Source organism: Paenibacillus baimaensis (assembly GCF_025567575.1).
In genome coordinates this window covers 397,422-417,355 of the sequence record NZ_JAOQIO010000007.1, presented here as the reverse complement: position 1 = coordinate 417,355, position 19,934 = coordinate 397,422, and the positions used below count along the sequence as shown (strand labels likewise).

The window sequence follows — 19,934 nt, the reverse complement described above, 5'->3', positions numbered from 1 at the left end:
TTTGTCCAACAAGATTAAAGATGATAGGAGGGAAGGATATGATGATAAAGGCAGGACATGTACTGGCACGTTTAACCTCAAAATCACTCAAGCGAAGCCTGGTCATTTATTTGCTTATAGCCTGCCTGATGCCTATGCTGCTGCTGACGGTTATTACCTATGGAAGTATTTATTCGATTCTTGAAAATAAAATCAAAAATGGGATTTATTCCACCCTCAAGCAGGAACGAATCGGTCTCGAGAATGTCCTGAATAATCTGGACTTTGCCTCCAAACAACTTGCAATAGATGGGAAAATAGTAAATGATGTACAACTGTATTCTACTCAAGGCGATTTTTATGACAAAGCAAACATGGGGGCAAGCATTAAAGACAAGATCAATATGATCAGCTATACGAATCTGAATCTGGGAATGATGTTCTATTATGATCCTCGTTCCGATCAGCCGTACAAATTTGAGAATTTACAGGTGGATTCGAGCCGATCCATCACAACGCTGCCGCATTTTACCGAATATCAGGGTGCCGTATATTACGGTCCGCACAAAACAATGTACAAGAGCAGCGATAATATTGTTTTTTCCTCGCTCCGCAGGCTGGAAACGAAGGAGAACCTCGAATTATATGTGTATCTGGAAACTAATTATAATTTATTTCGCAAAATTTTAAATAATGAAACTTATGGTATCGAGGTTTCCCACCTTTTGATCAATGCGCGGGGGGAGGTTACCTACATGGAAAATGAAAAAGGGTTCACGGAAGCGGACAGTGTGCCTATTCTACAGGCGATAGATAACGAGAGCGAATACAAAGGCTATATTTTGTTTCATACGATGAGTGAGCAGGGCTGGCAGCTCGTTATTGCCGTCAAGAAAACGGCCTTCAATAATGAGATTTATGCGTGGCTGACCAAGATTGCGCTGCTTGTCGTAGCGACGACCCTGTTTGCGCTGCTGCTTGCGCTCATTATTTGGAGAACGGTGTATAAGCCGATGAAAAAGCTGAATAAAGAAATTATTTATATGGCAGAGAACCGCAATGCTCCCGTTCAATTCACACGGGTCGAGGAATTCGACCACCTCTTAATTAATTTTCAGGAAATGAAGCAGAAGATCAATGTGCTGATCGCCGAAATTGAGGAGAGTGGCAGGGAAAAAAGCCGCCTGGAGGTCGAGAAGCTGTTAACCCAGATCAACCCGCATTTTTTGCATAATACACTGAACACGGTCCAATGGCTGGCCAGAATGAACGGTCAAAAAGAGATTGATCGATTGGTCACGCTCTTGGTCAAGGTGCTGCATTACAATCTCGGTAAGCAAAGCATGATTGTCACGGTGCAGGAGGAGGTCGATGCGCTGAACAACTATATAGAGCTGCAGCGTATTCGTTATGATTATGAATTTGATTTGCGGCTGCAGGTGGATTCAGATGTCAGCCATGTAGCGATGCCAAGGTTCCTGCTCCAGCCGTTGGTGGAAAATGCTATCTATCATGGCAATGGTGAAAGAAATAATTATATTGAAGTTTCGATTCATAAGAATGATACGGACGGGCTCATATTGAAAGTAACAGATAACGGTCAGGGTATGGACGATGCGACGCTCAGCAAGCTGCTGGCTGAAAGCAATGAAAATTTAAAAAGAGGTTTGGGGATCGGTTTGCAGTATGTGAGCCGTCTCATTAAACGATATTACGGCGATGCGAGCAGGATGTCGATCGACAGTGTAGTCGATAGAGGCACGGTTATCCGTATCGACATTCCGATTAAGTCTAAGGAGGATTTTGATGATTAAAGCGATAGTCGTAGATGATGAGAGACTGGTGCGCAAAGGCTTTATTTCGATGCTGGATTGGTCATCCCGCGGGATTGACATTATAGGGGAAGCGGCGGACGGCAAGACGGCTCTGGACATGCTGAAAACTCAGGATATCGATTTGCTGATTACCGATATTACGATGCCAGGGATGTCGGGCTTCGAGCTGATTCAGCAGGTGAATCTGCTGCCCCGCCGAATATGGACGGTCGTCCTTACGTGCCACCACGAATTTAATTTCATTCAGGATGCGCTGCGGCTTGGAGCTATTGATTATTTGGTCAAAACGTTGCTGGACATGGAAAATTTGGAGCAAACCATCGACCGGATCGTAGAGCGGATTCATACCGAGGAGAAATACCATATGGATCGGCAGGCAGAGGTTCATCCTCAAATTTATACTGAGCATGCCGCCATTGTATTTTGCTCATTGGATGAGGTACCCCCTGGTTCCGAGCTGCTTCAGCAGCCCTTTATCCGTAAGAACCGGATTATCGAGATTGCACCGGATTTGTGGTCGCTGCCGCTTCGCCAGTCGTATTCCTATGATGAGTTAGTGAAAACGGTGGAAGGCATGGCGCTGCGTCGATGGCAGGGGATGTACATAACAGGCCTGGAAGGACGATCGATTGAGAACGTGTCCGGATTACTCGCGCAGGCATTGCATAACAGAGTCTTCTATACGGTAAGACCCGGAACCGGCTTGATGCGAACAACCTTGGCCGATCTGGAGCGGCGGTATGGAAGCAATCGGACTCACGCTGTAGAGTCCTGCTTAACGAACTGGGTACATCTGAGATGGGCTTTGAATAAATCCGAATGGGAGCGGCTGCTGGAGGAAACTGAAGCTGTCCACCCTGACTTCAATCAGCTGCGTCTGTCCATGCAGCGGTTATTAACCGATTGGGAACCGCTTTTTCACTGGCACAAGAACGCTCCACAGCTCATCGCGGCGATAAAGAAAAATCAGTACTGGTATGAGTGGAGAAGCTGGACGGCAGAGCTGTCTGCTTATGCACAGCTGAAAACCTACGAGCTGTCTGTAACGGCGGAAGTGATGACAAGCCTGATCCGTTCTATTCAATTGATGCGCGATAATCTGGGAAGCGATCTGACTCAGGAGGCGGTTGCCAAGGAAGTGAATATGAGCCGCAGCTATTTCAGCCAATGCTTCAAGAAGCTGGTAGGAGAATCGTTTGGCGACTATTTACGAGCCCTGCGGGTAGACCAGGCCAAAAGGCTGCTGGAATCCAGTGACAAGGCCGTTTACGAAATCGCAGCAGCTGTTGGCTTTAGCGACGATAAATATTTTAGCCGGGTGTTTCGTGACAAAACAGGTCTGCTGCCAACCGAGTATCGAATGGCCCGAAAGGGAAAATGGTTCGATGAGGGTTGAATTTCGTTCACAAAGTGTGGACGAGAAATCCATGTTATGATACCGCTTTCTATCCCGCTGCTAGGGTTGGATCTAGTATGATGATAAAGCAAGCAAGGATCAGCACAGTAGATAGGGGACCTATATGAAAGTGAAGCCGTTTTCCTTAATATTAGCGACGATGCTGGCTTTGTCGGCATGCAGCCCCGATCATACACCAAACCGTGCGGAACTGAGCGACAAGGTAAGCCAAGACGGTGAAATGAAAGGAGAAGACCTGGCCTTTGGCAAATACAAGGTACCCATCACACTGAGGATCGGTTTTTCGATTCCTAATGAAGCTGGAAGGCTGGCTCAGGGCGATAACTATGATGACAATCCCTGGTCCCGTTACTTCCAGAGCAAGACTGGTATACAGGTTGTGCACAGCTGGCAGGTCAGGAATGAAGGCGATGCTTACAGGTACAAGCTGGACGTATCGATTACCGAGAACGATCTGCCGGATGCGATGGTCGTGGATCGTCAACAGCTGCGTGCTCTGGTTGATCGCGATATGTTGGCTGATATGACGGAGGTGTTTCCCAAATACGCATCACCGCTTGTAAAAGCAATGTATGATTCATCCCAAGGACGTGCGACAAGAGATGCTACATTCGGTGGAAGGCTGATGGCTCTACCCAACATTGCGGTTGAAGCGGATAGCCCGTCACTCGTCTGGGTACGTCAGGATTGGCTGGATAAGCTGAAGCTGCCCGCTCCCACAACGTTAAACGATATTGCCGCCATCGCGAAGGCTTTTATAGAACAAGACCCGGATGGCAATGGCAAATCGGATACGGTAGGGATTCCGGTAGATAAAGTGATCGTATGGGGTGCAAGACCGAATATGAATGGCCTGGATTCCGTATTTGGCGCCTACCGATCATTTCCAAAAAACTGGTTAAAGGATCGTAAAGGGAACATCTATTACGGCTCGGTCGCCCCGGAAACGAAGCAGGCACTGGGAATGCTGGCAGGGTGGTATAAGGCTGGCATTATTGATCCTGAATTTGCTCTGCGTCAGGACCCTAACGAACCGATTGCCGATAATAAGGCCGGTATTTTCTTTGGCCCCTGGTATGCGCCGAGCGGCCCTCTACGGGAATCCGTGAAAAAGGATATGGCAGCAGAATGGAAAGCTTTTGCCGCTCCGCTTGATAATAGTGGAAAATTCGTCACCCATATGGCTCCGATTACGGACCGTTATCTTGTGGTCAGGAAGGGGTATCCGAATCCGGAAGCCGTCGTACGCTTACTGAATCAATTCACGCAATACGAGCGGGTAGACAGCTATATAGCCAATTATGGCAGTGATATGGATCCGGCTCTGCAAGCCTTGAAAACCTACAAGGAAGCTAACCATGTACAGCCCAGGCATTATTATCCCTTTGATTTGCTGCTGGATTATACCGATTCCGTGCAGCGTTCCTACAAGGCTGTGCTGGAGGTTATGGAGGGCAGGAATCAGTTGGATAAGCTTGCGCCTCAATATCAGAGCAGCTACAAAAACATGATCATTGACCGCGAGCACCCGAAGAAAAACCTCGATGCCTGGGTCAGCGCCCATGCGAGGGCATACGGTGCCAAGGTTATCGTGGACACCCCGATGGATAAAGTGTACAGCGAATTTTACGGCTTGACGACAACGATGGAAACGAGGTGGGCTGCGCTCGAAAAGCTGGAAAAGGAAACCTTTCTCCAAATTATAATCGGCAGTGCGCCACTAGATAGCTTCGATAGCTTCGTTCAGCAGTGGAACCAGCTGGGCGGTGAGACGATTACAAAGGAAATACAAAAGTCCGTAGATCGATAATAACGATATGACAAGGGGGATTAGCTGTGAAGAATGGGAAAAAGCTTGTATTTGGATTGTTGTCCATAGTGTTGGTCGCGTTATCCGCTTGCTCGAATCCACAGACGGAGGGTCAAGGTACTGCCCCTGTCAAGGATAATAAAAATGAAAAGGTGGAGCTGCGCGCAACGTGGTCAGGAACAGCAGGACGCCACGAGCGCACATTGAAAGTCATTGAGCTGTTCGAGAAAAAATATCCGAACATTAAAATTAATGCGGAATACTCAGGCACTGACGGGTTTTCCGACAAGCTGAATACCCAGATTGCCGGAGGGAACGCTCCTGATTTAATTAATGTCGGGGGCATTACCGATTTGGTGGCCCGTGGCGCAGCCTTGGATATTACACCCTATGTGACCAGCAAAGAAATCAATCTCGATAAATTTGATCCTGCTTTATTGGAGCCGGGCAAAGACAATGGAAAGTTCTATGGCATCAGTTTGGGTACAAATGGAATCGGATTGTTTTACAATGCGGATCTGATTAAGAAAGCAGGCATGGAGCCTCCTAAGGATACATTGTCATGGGAAGAGTATGAAGCTTATGGGAAGGAAGTAGTTAAAGCACTGGGACCCGGCTATTATGCATTTGCCGATCAATCAAGATATTCGCTTTATATGAATTATTTCCTGCGCCAAACCGGCAAAACCATTTACAAGGACGGCAAGGCAGGCTTCGATAAAGCGGATGTGGTCAGATGGTACACGATGTGGGACCGGATGCGCAGTGAAGGATTGCTTCCAACGCCGGAAGAATCGGCGACTTTTACCGATCTGTCCGTAGACACCTCCATATTCCCAAAAGGCAAAACCGTATTTCTGATGAGTTGGCTGAATCAATTAACGGCATTTCAAAACGGGATGAAGGATGAGCTGCAGATTACAACACTGCCGTCCGGCGGACCAGGAGCCAAAAATGGATTGTGGGTTCACCCCAGCCAATTCTGGACGATTAATAAAACATCCAAGCATCCGAAGGAAGCCGCCATGTTCATTAATTTCTTCATTAATGATGAGGAAGCAACCAAGGTTCTGGGCAGTGAACGTGGTATTCCCAACTCATCAGCCGTACGTGACATGATGAAGCAGACACTGAATCCGACAGAGAAAAAATTCTACGCGTATTTTGAAAATTATATTTCCAAAGCTGGACCTAAGGATCAGGATCTCCCTAACGGTACCGAGTTTGGCAATGCCGTTGTCAGCTCCTCGCAAAAGGTTTACTTCAAAAAAGCGACCATTGATCAGGCTGCACAGGAAGTTGTAGATGCCTTTGAAAAATCGGTCAAGAAATAAGCGATAGCGTGATGATCAAATCTGTATGAGGAGGAACCGTGTTGAATTCGATTGTTGCTACGGATAAGGGGCGAGGGCACAAACTGCGGAGGCTTTGGAAGGAAAATAGTGCTGCTTACCTTTTTCTCCTGCCATGGTTGATTGGAATCTTCCTGCTCACGCTCGGGCCGATGCTCAGCTCGCTGTATTTATCCTTTACCAAATATGACATGCTGAAGCCCTCGGAATGGATCGGAATGGACAATTACAGGACTATGTTCACAAATGATGTCCATTATATGAATGCTTTGAAGGTAACGTTCACCTTTGTATTTACATCCGTACCACTCAAGCTTGCTTTTGCGCTGGCGATTGCCATGCTGCTCAATATGGGTCTAAGAGGACTCGGGATATACCGTACGCTTTATTATATCCCGACCCTGCTTGGGGGGAGCGTAGCAATTTCCGTGCTGTGGCGCAAAATGTTCAGCGCAGACGGTGCCGTCAACCAGGTTATGCTCAGTCTGTTCGGTTATCAGGGGCCGGATTGGGTAGCTAATCCCAAATATGCGCTGTATTCGGTTTCGATGCTGGCTGCCTGGCAGTTTGGTTCTTCAATGATTATTTTTCTGGCCGGGCTGAAGCAAATTCCCTATGAGTATTACGAGGCATCCAAAGTGGATGGAGCAGGGAAAATTCGCCAGTTCTTCAATATTACGATCCCGCTGCTTACACCAGTATTGCTGTTTAATATTGTGATCCAGATCATCGGAGCATTTCAATCATTTACGCAGGCGTTCATCATTAGCGGAGGCACGGGCGGACCGATCGATTCGACGTTATTTTATACCCTGTATTTGTATATGAAGGGATTTACTTCTTTTCAAATGGGATATGCTTCTGCAATGGCGTGGGTGCTGCTGGTTATCATTTCGATCTTCACCGCACTGATTTTCCTCTCATCCAAATACTGGGTAAATTACGGGGATGGAGGTAATTGACAATGACTGATCGTCTCGGAAATCGGGCTTGGCTGCTTCATTTTGCAATTGTTTCGCTCGGTGTCATCATGCTGTATCCGATCGCCTGGCTGATTGCCAGCTCATTTAAGCCCAGTAATCTGATTTTCTCTGATCCGGGTCTGTGGCCAACCGAGTTTACATTAACCAATTACACGACCGGTTGGGCGGGATTCGCCAAAAACAAATTCAGCACCTTTTTTATTAACTCTTTTATCGTATGTGCCTTGTGTGTAATCGGCAATCTGGTGTCCACATCCCTGACGGCGTTTGCTTTTGGCAGAATGGGCTTCATCCTGAAAAAGTTTTGGTTCGGTCTGATGTTGATGACGATTATGCTGCCGCACCATGTGACGATCATTCCACAGTATGTGCTGTTCCGCAATCTGGATTGGATCGATACGTATTTCCCGTTGTTTGTTCCCAAGTGGCTCGGAACCGAAGCGTTTTTCATCTTTTTGATGATCCAGTTCATACGCGGACTTCCCAAGGAGCTGGATGAATCGGCAAGAATCGATGGCTGCGGGCCGTTCCAGATTTATTGGCGCATTATTATGCCGCTATGCACGCCAGCGCTGATTACGACCGCCCTGTTCACCTTTGTCTGGACGTGGGACGACTTTTTCACGCAGCTGCTGTATCTGAACTCGGCCAAGCTGTTCACGGTTCCACTCGGTTTAAGACTATTCATGGATTCATCAGGAGAATCGGCATGGGGACCTCTGTTTGCGATGTCGGTGCTAGCGCTTGTGCCCAGCCTGATTATTTTCTTCTCGCTGCAAAAATATTTTGTGGAGGGTATTTCAACAACAGGAATTAAAGGTTAATTAAAATTGATATGAGAGGCGGAGTTAAAGTGAGTGTAAAAGCGAAGGAAGTACCTAATGGCGTTTGGCCGGTTATGCTAACGCCGTATACGAAAGACAATGAGGTTGATTATAACGCACTTGAGCAATTAATAGATTGGTATATTAAAAATGGCGTCCATGGATTGTTTGCCGTTTGCCAATCGAGTGACATGGTTCAGCTTTCATTGGCAGAGCGGATAGAGGTTGCACGTTTTGTCAAAGAGAAGGCGGCTGGAAGAGTACCTGTTGTGGCATCCGGGCACGTATCCGAATCGTTTCAGCAGCAGCTGGAGGAAATTAAACAAATATCGGCAACGGGTGTGGACGCTTTTGTGCTGGTAACGAACCGCCTCGCTCAAGAGCATGAGGACGACGAAGTATGGAAGGCGAATGCCGAGAAAATATTGGCGCAATTCCCAGATGTGGATTTTGGTTTATATGAATGTCCTAATCCCTACCATAGGCTGATGTCTCCGGAATTAATGAAATGGTGCGGTGAAACGGGCCGGTTCGGCTTCATGAAGGAATGCAGCAACAATATTGAACAGATCAAAGCTAAGATCAAAGCCGCAGAGGGCACGCCTCTTAAAGTGTTTGTCGCCAATAATCCGCATGTGCTTGAAACGATGCAAGCAGGTGGTGCGGGATACAGCGGTATGCTGGCGACGTTCCAGCCTAATCTGTATTCATGGTTGACGGACAATTGGGACAAGGAGCCTGAAAAGGCTGAATTGATCCAAAACTATCTGGGTGCCTCGTGCTTGTTTGAGGGCAGACATTATCATATTGCAACCCGCTATTATTTACAGCTGGAGGGACTTGATATTACCTTGAAGGCTCGCACGAAAAAAGCTTCAGATTTTAAAGTTACACATGAGCGTGAAGTGGAGCAGTATCGAAAGTTCAATCAATATGTGACACAAACGATTTTAAATTAGTTGAATCTATACCTGCACAAGCTGATGCATCGTTCATGGCATCGGCTCTTTTTTCGATTAAAAACGCCCTGTAGCTATTTGGTCCAGTTTTTATACTTGCGATATTCGGTTGGCGTCATTTTTATTTTTTGCTTGAAAAAATGGGAAAAGTGGGAGGTGTCATAAAAGCCGAGCAGCTCGGATATATTTTCGATCGTATAGTAGGAAGCACTCAGATAAGAGCAAGCCTTATTAATTCGAAGCTGATTATAGAGATCGATCACGCCGCAGCCAAATTCCTTCCGCACAAGCCGCTCCAAATGGGACTGGCTAATCGCAAGCTCCTTGGACACATCGCTCAATGTAATTTTCTGATTCAAATTTTTATTCAAAAACGTTAACAAATGATTTTTGAAATTAACTTCGTTGCCATTCATGATCATTTCCACGCAGGAAACAATAATGCCGTCCAAAATATTGGCAATTTTGATTTTCGACAGCTTCGTAAACCCTCTGGATTCCTTCTCAAGTACAGGCAGAAGATCGAGATTATGCGAGTAATCGATAATGATAAATTCCGGAATGTAGGCATCAAGCAGGCCAATCATACCCTTGGCATCCTTGGGTGTTTGCAAATTGATACCGAACTGACAATAACCGGTGGTCGATCTTAATGAATGCGGCTGCAGCGGAGGTGTAATACAAATCTTCCCACGTGTTAAGGAATATTCCTCTCCGCCTATCGTAAACAATAAAGTCCCGTCAATCACCCAAATAAACTGGTAGTAGGTGTGATGGTGCTCAGGCATAAACCAATTCTGGGCGCGGTTGTAAAAATTCACCTCCTGATAAGGCTCAGCAACGTTATACACCATAAAGCTCTCATTATTTTCCATATCTCCAAGCAACCTCCCGCTAAAAAACGATATGAGCGAAATATACAAATAATTGATCTGATTGTCAATAGTGGGTTTGATTGAAACCATATATAATCTAACTATCAAGACACGCCACATCCAATGTGAAACAGCGTGATTATACAACCTTTTTTCAAACGCGTCTAAATGTGCAAAGGGAAGTGATACAGAGTCTTTCATGTAAACGCTATCTTGATCAAACCACAATCAGGGGTCAATGGGGAGTTGCTTAATCATTATGAGGAGGATGAACATGTCTACTAAAAAGTTTGCTCTGTTAGTCGTGACGCTACTATTTTCAACTACAACTGTATTAGCTGGATGCACAAGCAGCAATCCGCCTGCTGCGAAGCCTGGGGACACTGCTGCACCTCAAGCAGGCACAGGTACGATGATTACCGATAAACCGTTAACGGTTACAGGCTGGACTGATTTTATACCTGCACCGGGCTCAACGGGGGTCAGCAGCTATAGCGATCAGATCCTGTGGAAGGAAATTGCGAAGAAAACGAACATTTCCGTGAAGTGGGAAACGACAGCCGCCCCGGCAGCAGATGAATTTAAGCAGCAGTTGGGCCTGATCATGGCTTCAGGTAAAATTCCAGATATTATCGGACATATCGATCCACTGCTGGCTGATCAGTACGGCCGTCAAGGCGCACTACAGCCGTTGGAGGATTTAATTAAGAAAAATGCGCCTAATCTCCAAAAGATTCTGGATAGCACCCCAGCGGTAAAAGGTCAAATCACCTCACCTGATGGGCATATTTATTTCTTCCCGAGGCTGCTGCTGGACCCTCGTACGCAAGCGTTTGCAGGATATATGATCCGCGGGGATTGGCTGCAAAAGGTTGGGATGAAGGCGCCGGATACGACGGATGAATTGTATCAGGTTTTGAAAGCGTTTAAAGAAAAGGATCCGAACGGAAATGGCAAGGCGGATGAGATTCCGTTCACCGACAATCCGAACCCGATTATCTGGGCGTTTGGCGTAGGCAGCCGTGGTCCGAACAGCACCGACGATTTCTTCATCGAGGACAGCAAAATCAAATACGGTCCGACCGATCCGCGTTACAAGGATGCCCTGCAATATTTGAACAAGCTGTTCAGTGAGGGATTGCTGGACCCTGAATACGAAAAAATGAAAGGTGATGTGCGTGACGGCAGAATTATGAATGAGCAGTCCGGCTTCATCTACGGCTCGAATGCCGGTTACCTGACCAAATATAACAAAATGCTGCAGGGTGCGGGCAAAACTCCGGGCTTTAATGCACTAGCCGCTCCCAAAGGACCAACAGGGGAACGCAATATTCTCGGTAGACATAATGAAATCGATCCGGGCCGTGGCGTGTCCATTTCCAGCACAACCAAAAATGCGGTAGAGCTAACGAAGCTGATGGATTACTTCTATTCCAAGGAAGGAGCTATGCTGCTGTACTTCGGTACGGAAGGTGATACGTACACGATGAAGGACGGTGTACCCACCTATACAGATAAGGTGGCGAACGATCCGAAGCTTGATATTCTCGGATATCTGAATACGTATGTCGGCTATGTCAGCGGCTGGCCTTCCGCACAAATTCCTGAGCATTATTTGGCTACGCTCAGCGACGAAGGAAAGAAAGGCAACGCACTGGCCGTACAGTACGCAGGCAAGAAGAAGGTTCCTGCGCTTCACTTTACCCAGGAGGAGCTGAACGAGGTGCAAACGCTTCAAAGAGATATTAACACGTATATCGATGAAAATATGAATGCTTTTATTCGCGGGAAGAAACCATTCAGTGAATATGACGCCTTCCAGGCGGGACTTAAAAAGATCGGCTCGGATAAGCTGGCTGAGTTGTATGGCAAGGCTTATGCCCGATTCATCGCTGTGCTTAAGTAATGCAGCAACCATACGAACGTAAATAGGGTGAATTCAGGCCAAGTGCAGGAAGGATCGTTCCTTCCTGCAGGTCCTGTGAGCCTGGGAGGTGCATCAATCTTGGGAAATACCGCAGTGCAGCGCAAATCCGGTATGTGGATGCGAAATAAAATGAAGCGGAACCTGGTCTTGTATCTGTTTATCGCTCCAGCTGCTATCTATTATTTATTATTTCATTACGCGCCGATGTACGGCACGCTGATTGCTTTTCAGGACTATAATCCTTTTAAAGGAATGACGAGCAGTCCATGGGTTGGTTTCAAGCATTTTCAAGCCTTTTTCGATTCCATCTACTTTTTCCGTTTGGTTCGAAATACACTGCTTATCGGTCTATACACGATTGTGTTCGGGTTTACGATTCCCATTGTGTTTGCGATCCTGCTGCATGAGGTGAAAAATTCGAAATTTCGCAATGTGATCCAATCCGTCAGCTATTTGCCACATTTTATTTCGACGGTCGTTGTAGCGGGCTTGATTGTCAACTTTTTGTCGCCTTCGACAGGATTTGTTAACGGAATTATTGAGCTGTTGGGCGGCACGCGAATTGACTTTTTACGTGATCCAGGCTGGTTTCGGACGATTTATGTATCTTCAGGCGTATGGCAGACGGTTGGCTGGAGCTCGATCATTTATTTTGCCTCGTTGACCGGGATCAGTCCGAGCCTGTATGAAGCCGCAGAAATGGATGGAGCAAGTAGGTGGGATAAAATTTGGCATATCTCGCTTCCAGGCATCAAGCCGACGATTATTACGATCCTGCTGCTCGATCTTGGGCGCGTGATGGATGTAGGCTTCGAGAAGGTGTACCTGCTCTACAGCTCTGCTACCTATGAAACGGCAGATGTGCTGAGCACCTATGTATATAGAGCCGGTCTGGAGCAGCAGCAGTACAGCTTTGCTTCCTCCGTAGGTTTGTTCAATTCGTTTCTGACGTTCGTCTTTATTATTGTGTGCAATCGGTTGGCCCGGCGACTCAGCGGCTATTCTCTATGGTAACCGAATCTCTTGAAAGCGGGTGGATGTAAGATGAGTCGTATATCAAAAAAAACAAACGGGACGGATGTGGCCATTTATGTGCTGCTGGTACTAACCGCAGTCTTGTTCATATATCCGTTTCTGTATATTATTTCAGCCTCCTTCAGTGATCCGGCTCAGGTTATAGCGAATCCGATGCTGATCGTTCCAGTCGGTTTTACGCTGGGTGCCTACAAGCTGCTGCTGTCCACGGGTACGATCTGGCTGGGCTATTACAACAGCATCATTTATACCGTCTGCGGTACGGCTTTGAACGTAACGGTAACCCTGCTGGCTGCTTATGCCTTATCGCGCCAGGAGTTGACGGGAAGAAAGGTGATCATGTTTTTTATTGTGATTACTTTATTTTTCAACGGCGGCATGATTCCGACTTATTTGATCGTCAAGTCACTGGGACTGCTTGATACGCGACTCGCGCTGATTGTCACGGGTGCTGTGACGACCTGGAATTTGCTGATTACCAAAACCTTTTTTGAAATGAACATTCCCCAGGAGCTGCGCGATGCTGCCGAGGTAGATGGCGCAACCGAATTCACTTTTTTCCAAAAGGTTGCTTTGCCCCTATCGAAGCCGATTATTGCCGTTATCGCTTTATTTTATGGCTCAGGGCACTGGAACGCCTATTTTAACGCACTTATTTATTTGCGTCAGCGTGATTTGTTCCCGCTTCAGGTGTATTTAAGAGAAATTCTTATTCTCGATCAGAACACGGATATGATGGGGGACGTCAGTGACGGCCGTGTGCTGGTGGCGCTAACGCTGAAATTCGCCGTTATGGTGGCTGCTATAGCGCCGTTATTGCTTGTATTTCCGTTCGTGCAGCGCTTTTTTGTAAAAGGTGTATTGATTGGAGCTTTGAAAGAATAGACAGCGTTTCATGCTGAACCATGAGGAGACGGAGGCTTTACAAATGGAGATAGAGAAAATCAAAAATTTGTCGGTGGATGTACACAGATTAACGAATAGTGAAGGGCATTACTTTTACGGTTATTATGATAATCCGTCGTGGAGCGGGAATGACCGTTATCACTTGTATACAAAAGTGAAATTTTGGGATCGCCTGCAGACAAGCGAGGATATTGCCGAACTAGGCATGATTGACGTGGAGACTGGTCAGGAAATCCCGCTTGCGGAAACGACAGCCTGGAATTTTCAACAGGGAACGATGCTGCAGTGGCATCCGCTGGCCCCAAATGATGAAATTATTTTCAATCAGCAGACGGATGATGGCATTAAAGGCGTGGTGATGAATGTCCACACCAGGGAGTCAAGATTTTTGGAGCGGCCTGTAGTGAATGTCGATCCGACAGGGAAATATGCGTTGAGCGTTAATTTCTTCCGGATGTATGATTTTCGCCCGGGCTATGGCTATGAGGGGACTCCCGATCCGTTCGTAGATATGCCTCATCCAGAGGAGGACGGAATATTCCGGATTGAGTTGGATACAGGCATTAGCAAGCTGGTGCTGTCCTTACAGGAAATTTGGGACTTTACCAAGAGCTATTTTGCAGGCGAAGATCAGAAGATTATGATTAATCACATCAATATGAATACAGATGGAACCCGATTCGTTTGTTTGGTAAGGAACTTTCCTATAAATGGTAAAAGTTGGAAAACGGCGATATTGACAGCCAAGCATGATGGCTCTGATCTATTCCTGTTGTCCGATTATGCCTACGCATCCCATTATCATTGGCGTGATCCACAGCATCTCGTGATTTATTCGAGTGGCTTGGAAGGCTCGACAGCAGGTGTTCAATTGTATGAATTGAAGGATCAAACACACGAGGTTACGCTGCTGGATCAGCAGTACTTTTTGAGGGATGGCCACTGCACCTATTCGCCGGACAGGACTATTATGCTGTATGATAGCTACCCCGATGAGGACAGCTATCGTCATTTGTATGTATATGATTTGGTCAACAGGAAGGGTGTGACGCTCGGTTCGTTCTATTCCTACCCTCATATTAACGGAGATTTCCGCTGCGATTTGCATCCAAGGTGGAACAGGGCCGGAACCGCGCTATCGTTTGACTCCACGCATGAAGGGAATCGTCATATTTATACCGTAGATGTCAGCGACGTATTTAAATAATCGATTAGGTAAGGACAGGCTGTTTCCAAGGTCAGAATGATGACTTTGGGACAGTCTTTTTTTTGGAAACTGAAAGGTGTCTTCATCGTATAATGAGCTATCGACAAAAAGTGAGTTCATGCTTGTCATTTTAAAATAATTTCAAGATTATTTTGGATATTTATAGTAGAATAAATCCGAGTTAATTTTTTTACAGAAAAGGATATTAGAGGGGGAACGGGGCATGGCCCGACTGGAATATCGTTTACTACATAATCCTGCAGAAATGATATGTCATTATGATCCTATTTCAATCGATGAATTGTTAGTACGCAACGATTCCGATTGGTTTATTCGCGGTGGAACGATATATGAACGGCATCGTACGGAAGAGGAAGACGGTGTTCATCTGATTTATGTGATTCCAACGGATACAGCGGTAGAGCAGTCCGAACCGGAAATCATGCAGGAAGAAGAATTCGTTGTAGAAATCCGACAATTTGCAGATGAAGCTGCTGATTATCCGCTCCTGCATGTAAAGCATTGCAGCAGCTTGCTTGAGGTTCTACTGCTGCTGCAAACGGAAACGATCAAGCTGAATGGACGCAAGTGGAATAAAACATCCTTCGAGCTTGATGAGGATCGAAAAATGTTCGTTTATTATGCGAGAACCAACGATTGAGGTGACCAACGATGCTGCCAAAAAAAGAAACGATAACACACACAGAAAAGACTCCTCCCATGAATAAAACGGCGCTAATGGTTTCCGTATTCATGGTTACGGCCTTGGTGGGGTGTGGACAGACTCCCCCAAACGCCAACACCGCTGCATTGGCCAACAAGACCGCCCAGGAGGCCGTGGTATCCGGTGAGGAAGAGATACAAGAGATACCGGAGCTGGCAAGCACAGATGATATTCCATATGGCGGCACCGCAGAGGATTATTGCCAGGACGATAATGGCGATAACCAATGCGATGACTCAGGAGCGAGCGTGGATAGAAACTATGTGTACAATTACAATGGAAGTACTTATTATGGCCGGGAATCGTCCGTATCCTCAGGATTAATTACCGGAGCCTTGGCGGGGCTTGCCGTAGGTGCCGCAGCTGCAGCAATCGGAGCCGCTAAAGCCGGGAAAGCTTTGCAATCCAACAAGGCAGCTCCGCCCACCAACAATAAGCCGGCAGCCAGCAGCAATGCCAAGAGCACGACGCCAGCAGCAGCCAGCAAGTCAACGCCTGCACCAGCATCGACCAGCAAGCCAGCGCCAACAACAACCCAACGTTCAGGTTCGTTCACCTCTTCTGCGTCTACTGCTCCTTCTTCCAGCTCTTCATCGGGAAGCAAGTCAGTATCAGCACCCAAAGCGTCATCCGGTTCATCCAACGGGATATCCAGCGGATCCTCCAGCGCCAAGGGTGGAATTGGCAGCTCCTCCAGCAGTTCAGGATCCAAAGGGTCAAGCAGCTAAGAGCTAGATGAAGGGTGGGGCGTAGCCTGCATGAATTACGAAGAACTCAGAAATTCGATTTATAATCCGCTGCGTAAAGAGGGTATATTTACGTGGGACTTTATGTATGAATCGGAATACGCGCTGGCTGACATTCATCTTATCACCTCGGTTGAACATGAACAGCTTCAGGAGGCGACAGATCGCCTTGCGCGTATTTTTCACAAATGTTATCCCGTGCTGCAGGAGGCAGAGGATGACTTTTTGCTGGCCATGGGAATTCCCGCTGAGGCTTTGCAGACGGTTCGTATCAAGCTTCCAGCTGCTTTTGCAACGGTTTACGGAGCTTTGGATCTGGCATGGACAACGGACGGCATCAAGCTGATCGAGTTTAATGCCGACACACCGTCTTTAATTGTAGAAGCCTATTATGTCAATGGGCACGTATGCCGCCACCACGGCGTGAGAAATCCGAATGAAGGCTGTGAGCAGCATTTCCCACTAGCATTTCAACGTATGCTGGAGGGCTACGGTGAGTTGGCTTACAGCACGGAACCTATCGTATTTTGCTCGCTCGACTGGCATGAGGAGGATGCGGCTACGACCCGCTACTTATTACAGCAATCGGGACTGAACGGCCGATTCGTTCCGCTCTCCGATCTCAGGGTGTATGAGGATAATCTGTATTTTGTAGATGGCGATTATTTAACACCTGTACCTATGATGCTGCGCCATCATGCTTTGGAAAAGCTGGCTATTGAGACCGATGAGGACGGTTATCCGACGGGAGCGCATACCCTCGATTTGATTGCACGAGGGAAGGTCGGTATTATTAACCCGCCGAGCGCATTTTTGTGTCAGACGAAGGCTCTCCTGGCGCTCATCTGGAGTCTTCACGAAACCGGTGTGTTTTTTAGCGAGGAAGAGCATGAATGGGTTGCCCGCTATATGCTGCCAACGTATTTTGAGAATCGCTTTATCGGTGAGCATGCTTATGTAGAAAAGCCGATCTACGGCAGGGAAGGCGGGTCGGTTACGCTCTATGACGCAGACGGAACCATTGCAGAACACAACGACAGTGATGAATACTCTGATCAGCCGATGGTTTATCAGAAGCGGGTAGAGCTTCCCCAAATCACAGTTCAAACGTTAAACGGTCCTTACACAGGAAGTGCGCTATGGCGTTCTTTTGTTATCGGAGGGACTCCTTCCGCTGTACTATTACGATTAGGAAATAAAATAACGGGGAATGAGTCGTTTTATTTGCCAGTCGGCCTCAAGGATTAACGGCTATGATGCTGAAACAGGAAAGGAACATGGATATGGATCTGAGTTTGATTATCACGTGGGAGCAAGTATCTAATTTTTTATTATATTTGGTAACGACCTTGGGACTTATTGGCGCAGGACTGGGTATTTTTCTAATTATTACTCCATACAAGGAAATGAAGCTGATCAAGGAAGGGACCAGTACAGATATAACAAAGGTGAATGCAGCGCAAGCATCCGCTCACGATCTCGGTGGGAAAATGATCGGACTGTGCGTCGTGCTGGCCTCAGCTATTTATCATTCTGCTAATCTTATGGAGCTGATCCTCTGGGGATTGGTCGCTATTGTTGCCCAGATTGTGACTTATTACTTGTTTGGATGGATTACCCCTTTTAAGGTCGCCAAGGAAATACAAATGGGTAACGTATCCGTCGCGATTCTCGGGTCACGTCTCAGTGTGGGCTGTTCCCTTATTATCGCTGCTTTGATCAGTTAAGTAGGCAATTGCATAGTTAGATAGTTGGATATATATCTTATCGGTATTGGTCAGTAGATGGAGTCCTGCTATCTCGTAGGTTGGACTTTTCTACTGGTTCTAAACTTTTTAATTCCACTGGTCTCTGTGTTAATTTCACAATTGGAAAAATTCCTGACCTTGTCGATGTCCTCCATCGTCATCCTCATTCGTTAGGGGACAACTTCATTGTCGCTTGTTCGAACCAGTTTACCAGTTTGGCAGGCAAGCCGATCTGAAGCTCATTTGAAAACATCTGACTCATCTTGTGGTAGTGCCTCTCCGTTTCTTCGCTCCGTCCGATTGACATATAAAGCTTCATCAGCGCAAGTCCGTCGTCTTCGTTAAACGGATCTGCATCCTGAATCCGTTTGTAAATCGTGATCGCCTCCTCCTGCATCCCTGCTTTCTCATAGAATCGGGCTAACGAACGGGCGTGCTGGTACCATAGCTTCCTTAGTCTTTCACGTTCGTCCTCCGCCCACCAGTAACCGTGCTCCTGAAAATAGTCCCCTTCATAAAGTTCAAGCAACCGACGCAGTTCGGAGTGACTGTGGACCCAATCTCCTTTGCTCGCCTGCCGCAAACCGTTTTCCCATTCATCCACGTCTATCCGAGTGGAGCTTGTGTCGAGCATGTAGCCTTCTTGAATGGTCATATTGCGGATGGGGGCATTGATGCCCATTTGCTTCAAGCACTGTCTGATGTGATAAATCAATGTGTACAAATGACCCGCCGCCTGTTTAACGTCAAGATCCGGCCACAGCTGCTCGAGAATCGTTTCCTTGCGGACGATATTGCCACGATGGTGCAGCAGATAAGCAAACAGAGCCTGCGTTTTTACTGTTCGCCATTTCGGAATTTCCGGTGACCCGCCGCTGCGCTGAAAACGGAGAGACCGAAAACAAAGAATACGAGAAGGTGCTGTTGACTGGATAGCCTCTGGTTCATACAATCTTCTTTGCATCAGCCGCTTTATCGTTTGATCCAAACGAGCTTGAAGCAACGGTTTAAGTAAATAATCGACCGCATTTAAATCGAAACCTTGGATAGCATATTCCTGATATGCCGTTATAAATACAATATCGACTCCCGGACAAGCCTCCCGTGCCAGCTCAACCGCATCGATTCCTGATAGTCCCGGCATGTGAATATCGAAAAATATGACGTCCGGCTGAAGCTCCGGCATTCGCGCAATAGCCTCTCGCGCATTCCGGAACGAACCGACCACCGAAAGCTTGGAGTATCCCGATAGCATTCGCTGAATTTGGTTTAGCGCCAGCGCTTCGTCATCGATCAACATGATCTTCATGTATTTCACTCTCCATAAAAAGCTATGTATTTTTTCTGAGCGATTAGACCCGCTATCTCATACTATCGGCATTTTGGCATTGGATGATTAAAGCTTGTCCGAATAAGCCGCGCTTCCGCAGAAAAATAGCACAGTTTTTCGAAATATATATGACGGTGCGGGTTACTTTCACGTTCAAGCATCCGGGGCTTGTAGAGAATTTGTATAGATCCTTATGCTAAGATCACATTTGTTGAAATAACATAGATTTTATCGAGATATAGGGATTAAGGTGCTTTGGCTCCCTATTGGACAGGAG

General features: G+C 46.8%; 17 protein-coding genes. 15 read left to right on the top strand and 2 right to left on the bottom strand.

All coding sequences use genetic code 11. From position 1 onward, the window contains the following. Positions 1-38: 38 nt before the first annotated feature. The 7 genes from OB236_RS03480 to OB236_RS03450 all read left to right on the top strand — a co-directional run bounded on the left by OB236_RS03480 (position 39) and on the right by OB236_RS03450 (position 9,159). A complete protein-coding gene (locus tag OB236_RS03480; protein ID WP_262682762.1) occupies positions 39-1,793 on the top strand; it encodes a sensor histidine kinase in 1,755 nt (584 codons plus the stop codon). Further along, entirely contained in the window at positions 1,786-3,210 is a 1,425-nt protein-coding gene (locus OB236_RS03475; RefSeq protein ID WP_262682761.1) for a helix-turn-helix domain-containing protein, read from the top strand. Before OB236_RS03480 ends, OB236_RS03475 begins: the two co-directional genes overlap by 8 nt. Before the next feature lie 124 nt (positions 3,211-3,334). After that, the gene (locus OB236_RS03470; RefSeq protein ID WP_262682760.1) at positions 3,335-5,041 is read left to right on the top strand and encodes a type 2 periplasmic-binding domain-containing protein; all 1,707 of its coding nucleotides are present in this window, start codon (positions 3,335-3,337) and stop codon (positions 5,039-5,041) included. A gap of 26 nt (positions 5,042-5,067) precedes the next feature. After that, a complete protein-coding gene (locus tag OB236_RS03465; protein WP_262682758.1) occupies positions 5,068-6,375 on the top strand; it encodes an ABC transporter substrate-binding protein in 1,308 nt (435 codons plus the stop codon). 41 nt (positions 6,376-6,416) lie between these two features. Beyond that, a complete protein-coding gene (locus OB236_RS03460) occupies positions 6,417-7,355 on the top strand; it encodes a carbohydrate ABC transporter permease (RefSeq protein ID WP_262682757.1) in 939 nt (312 codons plus the stop codon). Between the two features lie 2 nt (positions 7,356-7,357). Further along, a complete protein-coding gene (locus tag OB236_RS03455) occupies positions 7,358-8,200 on the top strand; it encodes a carbohydrate ABC transporter permease (RefSeq protein ID WP_076229480.1) in 843 nt (280 codons plus the stop codon). Positions 8,201-8,229: 29 nt separating this feature from the next. Beyond that, positions 8,230-9,159 (top strand): dihydrodipicolinate synthase family protein, encoded by a 930-nt coding sequence (locus tag OB236_RS03450; RefSeq protein WP_262682755.1) that lies wholly within the window; start codon positions 8,230-8,232, stop codon positions 9,157-9,159. 74 nt (positions 9,160-9,233) lie between these two features. Here OB236_RS03450 and OB236_RS03445 read toward each other — a convergent pair whose 3' ends face one another. Beyond that, positions 9,234-10,034, bottom strand: a complete 801-nt coding sequence (locus tag OB236_RS03445) for a helix-turn-helix domain-containing protein (RefSeq protein ID WP_262682753.1) — start codon at positions 10,032-10,034, stop codon at positions 9,234-9,236. 274 nt (positions 10,035-10,308) lie between these two features. Here OB236_RS03445 and OB236_RS03440 point away from each other — a divergent pair, with 274 nt between their 5' ends. The 8 genes from OB236_RS03440 to OB236_RS03405 all read left to right on the top strand — a co-directional run bounded on the left by OB236_RS03440 (position 10,309) and on the right by OB236_RS03405 (position 18,306). Beyond that, positions 10,309-11,940, top strand: coding sequence for an extracellular solute-binding protein (locus OB236_RS03440; RefSeq protein WP_262682752.1), 1,632 nt, complete (start codon positions 10,309-10,311; stop codon positions 11,938-11,940). 99 nt (positions 11,941-12,039) lie between these two features. After that, the gene (locus tag OB236_RS03435; RefSeq protein ID WP_262682751.1) at positions 12,040-12,975 is read left to right on the top strand and encodes an ABC transporter permease; all 936 of its coding nucleotides are present in this window, start codon (positions 12,040-12,042) and stop codon (positions 12,973-12,975) included. A gap of 30 nt (positions 12,976-13,005) precedes the next feature. Beyond that, positions 13,006-13,881, top strand: coding sequence for a carbohydrate ABC transporter permease (locus tag OB236_RS03430; protein WP_262682750.1), 876 nt, complete (start codon positions 13,006-13,008; stop codon positions 13,879-13,881). A 43-nt stretch (positions 13,882-13,924) separates the two neighbouring features. Next, positions 13,925-15,109, top strand: coding sequence for a TolB-like translocation protein (locus tag OB236_RS03425; protein ID WP_262682749.1), 1,185 nt, complete (start codon positions 13,925-13,927; stop codon positions 15,107-15,109). 223 nt (positions 15,110-15,332) lie between these two features. Then, a complete protein-coding gene (locus tag OB236_RS03420; RefSeq protein ID WP_262682748.1) occupies positions 15,333-15,770 on the top strand; it encodes a hypothetical protein in 438 nt (145 codons plus the stop codon). A gap of 11 nt (positions 15,771-15,781) precedes the next feature. Then, positions 15,782-16,561 (top strand): hypothetical protein, encoded by a 780-nt coding sequence (locus tag OB236_RS03415; protein ID WP_262682747.1) that lies wholly within the window; start codon positions 15,782-15,784, stop codon positions 16,559-16,561. Positions 16,562-16,591: 30 nt separating this feature from the next. Next, positions 16,592-17,827 (top strand): glutathionylspermidine synthase family protein, encoded by a 1,236-nt coding sequence (locus OB236_RS03410; RefSeq protein WP_262682746.1) that lies wholly within the window; start codon positions 16,592-16,594, stop codon positions 17,825-17,827. A 5-nt stretch (positions 17,828-17,832) separates the two neighbouring features. Further along, positions 17,833-18,306 carry a DUF350 domain-containing protein gene (locus tag OB236_RS03405; protein ID WP_262682744.1) on the top strand — a complete coding sequence of 158 codons (474 nt, stop codon included), beginning with the start codon at positions 17,833-17,835 and terminating at the stop codon, positions 18,304-18,306. A gap of 184 nt (positions 18,307-18,490) precedes the next feature. Here OB236_RS03405 and OB236_RS03400 read toward each other — a convergent pair whose 3' ends face one another. Further along, the gene (locus OB236_RS03400; RefSeq protein ID WP_262682743.1) at positions 18,491-19,636 is read right to left on the bottom strand and encodes a response regulator; all 1,146 of its coding nucleotides are present in this window, start codon (positions 19,634-19,636) and stop codon (positions 18,491-18,493) included. Positions 19,637-19,934 lie beyond the last annotated feature (298 nt).